Raw genomic sequence first — 8,324 nt, 5'->3', positions numbered from 1 at the left:
CAGGAAAAGTGCGACCAGCGCCGGATCGAAATGACGACCGGCCTCCCGGGCGATCAGCGCGGCCGCATCGCTTTCGCTCCACGCTTTCTTGTAGGGGCGTTCTGAACAAAGGGCATCGAATACATCGACCAGTGCACAGATCCGGCCGCTTAGCGGAATAGCCTCTCCCGCCAGCCCTTCGGGGTAACCACTACCATCCCACTTCTCGTGGTGGGTTGCGGCAATGATCGCGGCCATCTGCATCAAGGCAGATGGATGATTGGACAGGATGCGCTGCCCGATACGGGCATGCTCGCGCATGATGCGCATCTCGTCGTCCTCCAGCCGTCCCGGCTTGAGCAGGATGGCATCGGGAATGCCGATCTTGCCCAGGTCATGCAGCGAGCTGGCATGCAGCAGCATGGCGCAAAAATCGTCATCGCAGCCTGCCAGACGGGCCAGCAACTGTGCCATACGGCTCATACGCTCTACATGCATGCCGGTTTCGTTGTCGCGAAACTCCGCGGCCTGCGCCAGACGTCGCACGATTTCCAACTGGGCCTGTTGCAGCTCGCGTTCGCGCCGGGACAGCGCATGCTCAAGTTCAGCTGCGCGCGCGGGTACTCCGGTAATACTGCCGGACACGGAGCAGGTTCTCTACCCGCAGCAAGACTTCCCAATGCAGAAATGGTTTACCCAGAAAGTCGCGCGCGCCCAGACGCAATGCCTGCTCGCGGGTCAGCTCATCGCTTTCCGCCGTCAGCACCATGACCGGCGGCATGGCCTGTGGCTCATGGCTGAAATAAGCCTGCATCTGTTGCAGAAGATCAAGCCCGCTCAGATACGGCATGCGGATATCCAGCAACACCAGATCAACCGAATGGCTCGCCAGATACGGCATCACCTGACGGGGATCGCCGATAGAATGCACCGCCTCGTAGCCTGCATCATCGAGCAGATCTTCCAATACGGCCAGATTGGTGGGTTTGTCGTCCACCAGCAGAATATGCAATCGGATCAAACTGTCCATGAAGCGGGTGTCTCGGTCAGTGGATTCAGCCAGCACTGCAGCACCTTATTCAGGGCGGCAAGATCAACCGGCTTGGTCAGATAATCGGCAAAACCGGCCCTATGCGCCCGGCGCACGCTATGTTCCATGGCGTTGGCACTGAGCGCGATGACCGGGATCGTGCGAGTTTCCTCATGCGCACGCAGCGCCTGGCGTGCGGCAAAACCATCCATGCCGGGCAGATTGAGATCCATCAGGATCAAATCCGGCTGGTCGCGTATGGCAAGCGCAAGACCACTCTGGGCATCCGGCGCAAGCACAAGCTGCCATGCCGGGTATTCCTCCATAATGTCCTGCATCAACTGGCAATTTTGCGGGTTGTCCTCGATATACAGCACCGTCTTTTGCCCATTTTGCACCGCCGGCAAGGCCCCCTTGCTTTCACCCGCCTTGCCCGCTGCGACATCGACTGGGTCAACACCAGGCAGGTCGAACCAGAAGCGGGTTCCTCCTGTCGCCACAGGGTCAACGCCAATACTGCCTTGCATATGTTGCAGCAGGCGTTTACAGATGGCCAAGCCAACACCGGTGCCTTCAATGTGCCCCTGCTCCTGCCCCAGTCGCTGAAAAGGCTGAAACAATAAATGCAGTTTGTCTTCGGGGATGCCGGGGCCATCGTCCTCGACGACAATACGCACCATCTGCACCGAGGCGGGAGACCAGCCGATGTGTACGGCAATATGGCCGCCGGATGCATGGTGATACTTGATGGCATTGCCAAGCAGATTCAGCAGCACTTGACGCAGGCGCATGCGGTCGGCCCGCACCATCAGGTGTTTGCTGCCTTGCTGGTGAAAAATGATATTCCGGTTGCCTATCAGCGATGACGCCAACGCCAGCGTCTCCTCGGCCAGCTCATTGAGCTGTACGTTTTCCAACGACAGCGTCAGCTTGCCGGACTCGATACTGGCCAGATCCAGCACCTCATTGATCAAGCCCAACAGATGACTGCCCGCCTGACGGATATGCCCGACCTGCTTTTTCTGTTTATCGGTGAGCGGGTCGCGCTGGCTGTTTTCCATTAACTGGGCAAAGCCGAGAATGGCATTCATCGGCGTTCTTAGCTCGTGGCTCATGCTGGACAAAAACTCGTCCTTGGCACGACTGGCACTCAAGGCCGCTTCTTGTGCCGCTTTAAGCTCGGTAATATCGGTCTGGACACTCAACCAGCCAAGACCGCTTACCCGGCAATTGGCAACCTTCAGCCAGCGCCCGCCATCGAGCGGATAGATAAAGCTGCTCTGGGACTGCTGCTTTTGTGCCAGACGCCATGCCAGCCACTCTTCCTCATGCGCAATCGCATCGCTGAATTGCCCGCGTGCCACGCCGGCCCGCAAAATATCGGCAAAAGGGGTTCCTGCCTGCATCTGGTCAGCAATCAGTGGATACAGCGCCTGATAGCGCCGGTTGCACAGCAGCAGACAATCATCCTCGCCATACAGCGCAAATCCGTCGGGAATGTTCTCGATCGCGGTCAGTAATTGCTGTCTGGCCGCCTGCGCTTTTTGTTCGCTGCGCTGTTGTTCGCTGACATCGTGACCTACTGCAACCAGACCGGTGATCTGCCCATTGGCATCCCGCCACGGTGCCTTGCTCATATTGATCCACTGTTCACGCGCAGGCTGACCGGCTCTGGCATCGCGATAATAATGAATTAATTCGGCACAAGGCTCGCCGCTGCCCATCACCTGCTTATCCAACGCCACAATCCTGTCGGCAAGCTCGGGCGGGAACAACTCGTGATCGGTCTTACCCTGGACTGACTGGTGATCAATACCCAGCATCGTGGATGCCACCGCATTGGCAAAGGTGTAACGGCCGTTCAGATCCTTGCCCACAATCGGGTTGGGCGAGGCATTAAGCAAGGTGTCCAGTTTCAGGCGCTGGTTTTCCAGCTCCAGCTGAACCGCCTTGTGGGCGGTTAAATCATGCAAAATGCCGGTAAACAGGCGCTGCCCGCCGATTACCGACTCTCCAATAGATAGCCGTGCCGGCAGCGAATGGCCATGCTTGTGCCTGACCCTGACCTCGCGCCCGATGCCGATAATGCTGGCGTGAGTGGTCTGCAGATAACGGGCCAGATAGCCGTCATGTGCCGCGCGCTCCGCTCCGCCCATCAGGATATTCACATTACTGCCCATCAGTTCGCTCAAGGCATAGCCGAACAGGCGCTCACAAGCGTGATTGGCCGACTGGATAATCCCAGATTGATCGATCACGATAATCGCGTCGGCGGCATTGTCCAGTACCGCCTGATGCTGCTGCCGGGCCAGCAGAAAACGCTGCTGCTGTTGCAAATGCGCTTCACACAGCCGGGCAAGAGCCGCAAAGTCCTGTTTCCAGCGCTCATCCGGTTCATGCTCTGCCATCCGCACGCAACACAAACTGGCGACCGCCACCCCATCCAGACAAAGCGGTAAACGCTCAGCAGCAATCTGCCCGCCCTCCCCATCCACTATGGGCGAAATGGAAACAGCGCCACAAAGCAAGCGTGCAGCAAAGGCAAGCAGGTGCTGCATCGCAGTATCTGCGGACAAGTCTCGACCATCCGATGAATACATTAAGATCAACCGCTAATTAATGAGCCACCCTATCCCGGCCGACTCAACAATATTCATTATAAGTTACATGTTACAACAATTTACACATAATGACTATAGTGTTATTGATTGCCAGCACCGCGTTTAAGACCGCACGCAGCGCCTTAGCCGCAGCAGTACAAGGCACAAATGAATAGAAACAGGATGAACAGGGCGTTTTTGCAGGGGCATGAATACCCCAGGCGGGAATCGAACACGGCGCAGGCTAGCGCGCAGAGCCTGCTGACAAGCAAGCTACCCACGCTAGCCTCGTAATGTTTAAGCAACAATATGGTTAAAACGCACATCCCCCTCGAAGACACCTAATAACTGCCCGGCAGCATTAAACAAAGGTGCAGAGAGGGTAAAGCAATACTGGTCGGTATCAACCGAACGATACAGGTCAGACACCACCAAGGCCCGCGCCTTGACTGCATCCTGAAACCAGCGCCGGTCATGCCAGTCGTTGTTACGGCCGGACAGATCGAAATGGCCGGGCGCCACATCGGCAGAAACCTGACGCCCCCTGGCATCGGTCACACACGCCATTTCCAGGGCGGGTTCCTGCCGGCACAAAGCGACCAGCTTGCGATCCAGATCCTCTCCATCCAGTTGCTCCAGCTGCCAGCTTTGCAGTGCCTGTGCGATCCGGTCTCGGCTTTGCTGGTGGCCTTCCAGACGAAATTTTCCGACCTCCCCCAACAAGGCATCGCTATCTTCTCGCACCTTGGCAGCACTTTGCGCCAAGGCATGGGCGTCGTCCAGTTGCTGTCTTGCCCCCTCCACGACGCCATCTATCTGGCTGGCAATAGCGGCTACTTTGGCACTTTGCGCACCGCTAGCGTCGGCGATCACATGCACATGCTCAATCAGAACCGTAATATCGCGCGAAGCAGCCTTGATCGATTCGCCAGCCTCCCCCGACACCACAATACCCCGCTGCACCAGACTGGCCATCTGCTGCATGGTCACGCCCGAGGTCACCACCTGCTGCTGGATATTGGCCAAGAGCGTTTCCACACTCTGCGTGGCCTGTGTAGTCTGATCAGCGAGTTTGCGCACCTCATCGGCAACCACAGCAAAGCCGCGCCCCTCTTCACCGGCACGCGCTGCCTCGATCGCCGCATTAAGCGACAATAAACGGGTACGGTCGGCAATACTCTTGATCAGCTCGACGACTTCACCTATCGAGTCCGAACTGGTTTTCAACAAGTCCATCTGCCGGGCCAGTGTCTCGGTGCTGCTGCCTATGGCCTCGATTTGCCGACGGTTTTGCTGATCGCTGGCGTTGGCATTACTCACCGCCTGCGCTACCTCACCGGAAAAAGACGATGCCTCGGCCGCGCTACTGGCAATCGACTGCACAGTGACAGACAGCTCCTGACTGGCACGGCCTATTTGTTCGGCGTACTGCTCTTGGGCCTGGGCGCGTGCTTCGAGCTTGCCGGCCATTTCCGACAAGGGCGTGGCCAACTGCGACAAATTGATGGCATGGCCGGCAATTTTTCCTATTGCCTGATGAAGATGGCGAAACAGGCGGTTAATCAGGCCCGCCATATCAGAGAGTGCAGAGCGCCCTTCCGGCAAAACCAAGGTCAGATCGACCCCATGTTGCGTTGCTGTGCTTAATGGCCGCAGGAATTGCTTCAAGCTTCGGATAGAAACAAACATTGAACACTCCAATAGGCAATCGTTGCCAAAATAAGGCTACCAGGCAAGGCCGGCATGAATAAAGAATAACAATACCATTATTTTATATTACGATAATTTATTATTAAGCTATTTGATTACAAACAAATGGCCTTCAATCTCGGGCTACGAACAAACAGCCAAGGCCGATTGACAACGCAAAAACGGGCGCCATCAAGCGCCCGTTTTTGCGTTCAAACTCAAAATTTACTCGGTAGGCTGCTGACTCAGTGTCACCGGATACTTCTGACGCAAGCTCTCCAGATACGCACTGACCAGCGCATTGGATGACATCTCGCCAATCACAGCCGAAAGCTGGGCCAGTTCTGCCGGATTATCATTTTTAGCCGGCACCAGCTTATCGATACGGTAAATCACATAGTCGCCATTGTCATGCTTAATGCCGGCGTAGGCAGGCAGCACCTTGGCAGACACGGCAAACAAGGCGCGCAAATCGGCCAGCGGCAGCCCTTGGGGTGCACGGCGCGAAACCGGCACCATCTCGCCCCAGCCTGTTAGCGAAGCAGCCTTGCCGGCTTTGAGTTCGGCCAGCAAAGCCTTGCCCTTCTCCTCAGCCTGCTTGGCCCCCTCCTTCTGCAACAGTTCGCTACGAATCAGCGGCGTCACTTCGGCCAGTGTCTGTTGGTGAGCAGGCTGATACTCGGCCACGCGTGCCACGACCAGCGTATTGTTACCCACCTCGACCGGTTCGCTATTGTGCTTCTTTTTCAGCACATCATCGGAGAACACGGCTTCCAAGAGTTTGGGATTGCCGGCAATACCCTCGCCCGGCTTGCCACGCACCACAAGCGCGCTCTTTTCAACCGGCAGACCCAGCGCATCAGTAATCGCCTTGAGCGAATCGCCATGCTGGTAAGCCAGATCGGCCAGTTTCTCGGCGGCTGCACGGTATTCGGCGGTCGCCTTCTGGCGTTTCATCTGCTCGATGATTTGCGCTTTGACGGCATCAAAATCGGCCGTCTTGATCTCGTCCAGTTTGAGAATGTGATAACCGAAATCGGTGCTGACTACCTCGCTGATCTGGTCTTTTTTCAGACTGAAAGCAACGTCTTCAAACGGCTTGACCATGGCGCCACGGGCGAAGAAACCCAGATCCCCGCCATTGACTGCCGAGCCAGGGTCCTGCGAGCGGGTCTTGGCCAGCTCGGCAAAGCGAGCCGGATTTGCGCGCACTTCCTTGAGCAGCGTCTCCGCCTCGGCCTTGACCTTGGCTTTGACCTCCGGCTTGGCGGCTTGATCGACCGTCAGCAGAATATGCGAAACACGGCGCTCTTCGCTGGCAAACTCGGCGGCGTGCGTCTCGTAATACTTGCGGGCCTCTGCATCGCTCACGTCAACCTTGGCCGCCAGTTGCGCCTGCGACAGTACGACGTAATCAAGCTTCACCGCATCCGGCGTACGGAAACGCGCCTTATTGGCGTCGTAGTAAGCCTTGAGCGCCGCTTCGTCCAGCTTGATATCCGCTTCGAATGCCTGCGGGCGCAGCACCATCGCCTGCACATCGCGCGTTTCACCCAATAATGCAGCCATGCGCGCCGCAACGGCACGTGATACGAAATGGCTGCCGGTATAAGGTAGCAACTGGCTTTGCAGGGTAATGTCCTGCAGCACGCGCGCTTCGAACGCATCCGGCGTCATGTAACGGCTAGCCAGAAACTCCTTGTAGCGCTCGGGACTAAATTTTCCGTCTTGCTGGAAGGCCGGTATCGAGGCAATCACCCGGCGCAGCTCGGTGCTGCCCACAGACAGACTGGACGCCTCGGCATCCGCCAGCACCAGATTCTGCCGGATCAGGTTTTCCAGCGCCGCCTGGCGGGTCGCTGCATTGGCAGGCTGCCCCTCAAGCGCGCGGTCAAGATCGGCCTTGACGATCTTCTGGCCGCCGACTTTGGCCAGATAAGGATCATCCACCACTGACGAATAGCTGCCTACCCCGAAACCGACAAAGGTCAGGGCTACTGCACCAAGAATGATCTTGATGGCAAATTTGTTGTTATGAACGAAATCAAACATGGCTTTACTGGAGTCAACGACCACAAATAGAAAAAGGTGAACGGTTGCCCGTTCACCTTGCGTGTCTGGCGGAGTGGACGGGGCTCGAACCCGCGACCCCCGGCGTGACAGGCCGGTATTCTGACCAACTGAACTACCACTCCGTTAACATGACAGAAGAGCAAGCTCTCTGTCCGGCCTGCCCGTTACAGGCAGGCATGCAACTGTTTACAGTGCATCCTTGAGTGCCTTGCCGGCACGGAACTTCGGGGTACGGGCGGCAGGAATGGTGATGGTTTCACCAGTCTTAGGATTGCGACCGCTACGCTCGGCACGTTCGCCTACGTAGAAAGTACCAAAACCGACCAGCGTGACATCATCGCCGTTTTTCAGGGTATCGGTTACAGCAACAATTACACCGTCCAGCGCTTTGGCAGCAGCTGCCTTGGAAATGTCGGCATGGGCTGCGATGGCATCGATCAGTTCAGACTTGTTCACGTTAAGTCCCCTTTCATCATTCTTCGGAATACGTAGTATGCGGCAAAACCGCCTGATTTATAGCAAGGCTGAAATCCTTGTGTCAAGCGGCCTCCCGAGGGTAGCCCCGGGCAAAAAAGCGGCCTGACACGAGGTATTTCATGCGCTTTTAAACTCTTTCCGACGCCTTGAATCAGTGCGTCACGACGGACTGATTCTGCACGGCGTCCGCTGATGGCGACATATTGGCAGACGTTGCATCCTCTGACAACGCCTCAGGCATTCTTTCCAGCGCCAAAGCCAATACCTGATCTATCCATTTGACTGGATGGATCTCCAGCTTGCCCTTGATATTCGCTGGAATTTCAACGAGATCCTTCACATTGCCATGCGGGATCAGCACCTGCTTGATGCCGCCACGGTGCGCCGCCAAAAGTTTCTCTTTGAGGCCGCCAATTGGCAACACTTCACCGCGCAAGGTGATTTCGCCTGTCATGGCCACATCGGCGCGCACCGGA

At 56.8% G+C, this 8,324-nt stretch carries 7 protein-coding genes and 1 tRNA gene; all 8 read right to left on the bottom strand.

The features are described 5' to 3' along the window. On the bottom strand, positions 1 to 624 hold a 624-nt coding region (locus EGI20_RS15240; protein WP_498632462.1), incomplete at its 3' end, for an HD-GYP domain-containing protein. After that, positions 584 to 1,009: a response regulator gene (locus EGI20_RS15235; RefSeq protein WP_498632461.1), complete on the bottom strand. Its 426-nt coding sequence runs from the start codon at positions 1,007 to 1,009 to the stop codon at positions 584 to 586. The genes EGI20_RS15235 and EGI20_RS15240, both read right to left, overlap by 41 nt. Continuing rightward, positions 997 to 3,567 (bottom strand): PAS domain S-box protein, encoded by a 2,571-nt coding sequence (locus EGI20_RS15230; protein WP_498632460.1) that lies wholly within the window; start codon positions 3,565 to 3,567, stop codon positions 997 to 999. Before EGI20_RS15230 ends, EGI20_RS15235 begins: the two co-directional genes overlap by 13 nt. A 339-nt stretch (positions 3,568 to 3,906) precedes the next feature. Next, positions 3,907 to 5,298, bottom strand: coding sequence for a methyl-accepting chemotaxis protein (locus tag EGI20_RS15225; RefSeq protein WP_498632459.1), 1,392 nt, complete (start codon positions 5,296 to 5,298; stop codon positions 3,907 to 3,909). Between the two features lie 225 nt (positions 5,299 to 5,523). Then, positions 5,524 to 7,350: a SurA N-terminal domain-containing protein gene (locus tag EGI20_RS15220; protein WP_498632457.1), complete on the bottom strand. Its 1,827-nt coding sequence runs from the start codon at positions 7,348 to 7,350 to the stop codon at positions 5,524 to 5,526. 66 nt (positions 7,351 to 7,416) lie between these two features. Beyond that, positions 7,417 to 7,493 (bottom strand) — tRNA-Asp (locus tag EGI20_RS15215). A gap of 64 nt (positions 7,494 to 7,557) precedes the next feature. Continuing rightward, complete coding sequence (locus EGI20_RS15210; RefSeq protein WP_124734539.1) at positions 7,558 to 7,827, bottom strand: HU family DNA-binding protein; 270 nt, start codon at positions 7,825 to 7,827, stop codon at positions 7,558 to 7,560. Positions 7,828 to 7,999: 172 nt separating this feature from the next. Next, a partial coding sequence (locus EGI20_RS15205) for a S16 family serine protease (protein ID WP_498632456.1) occupies positions 8,000 to 8,324 on the bottom strand: 325 nt, incomplete at its 5' end.

This window comes from Aquitalea sp. S1-19 (assembly GCF_024343515.1).
The sequence above is the reverse complement of the archived record's forward strand: the minus strand, read 5'-3'. Positions and strand labels throughout refer to the sequence as shown.

Bases quoted from the DNA above. Each gene is read 5' to 3' on its own strand.
- EGI20_RS15235 (WP_498632461.1), bottom strand. From the start codon at position 1,009: ATGGACAGTTTGATCCGATTGCATATTCTGCTGGTGGACGACAAACCC.
- EGI20_RS15230 (WP_498632460.1), bottom strand. From the start codon at position 3,567: ATGCAGCACCTGCTTGCCTTTGCTGCACGCTTGCTTTGTGGCGCTGTT.
- EGI20_RS15225 (WP_498632459.1), bottom strand. From the start codon at position 5,298: ATGTTTGTTTCTATCCGAAGCTTGAAGCAATTCCTGCGGCCATTAAGC.
- EGI20_RS15220 (WP_498632457.1), bottom strand. From the start codon at position 7,350: ATGTTTGATTTCGTTCATAACAACAAATTTGCCATCAAGATCATTCTT.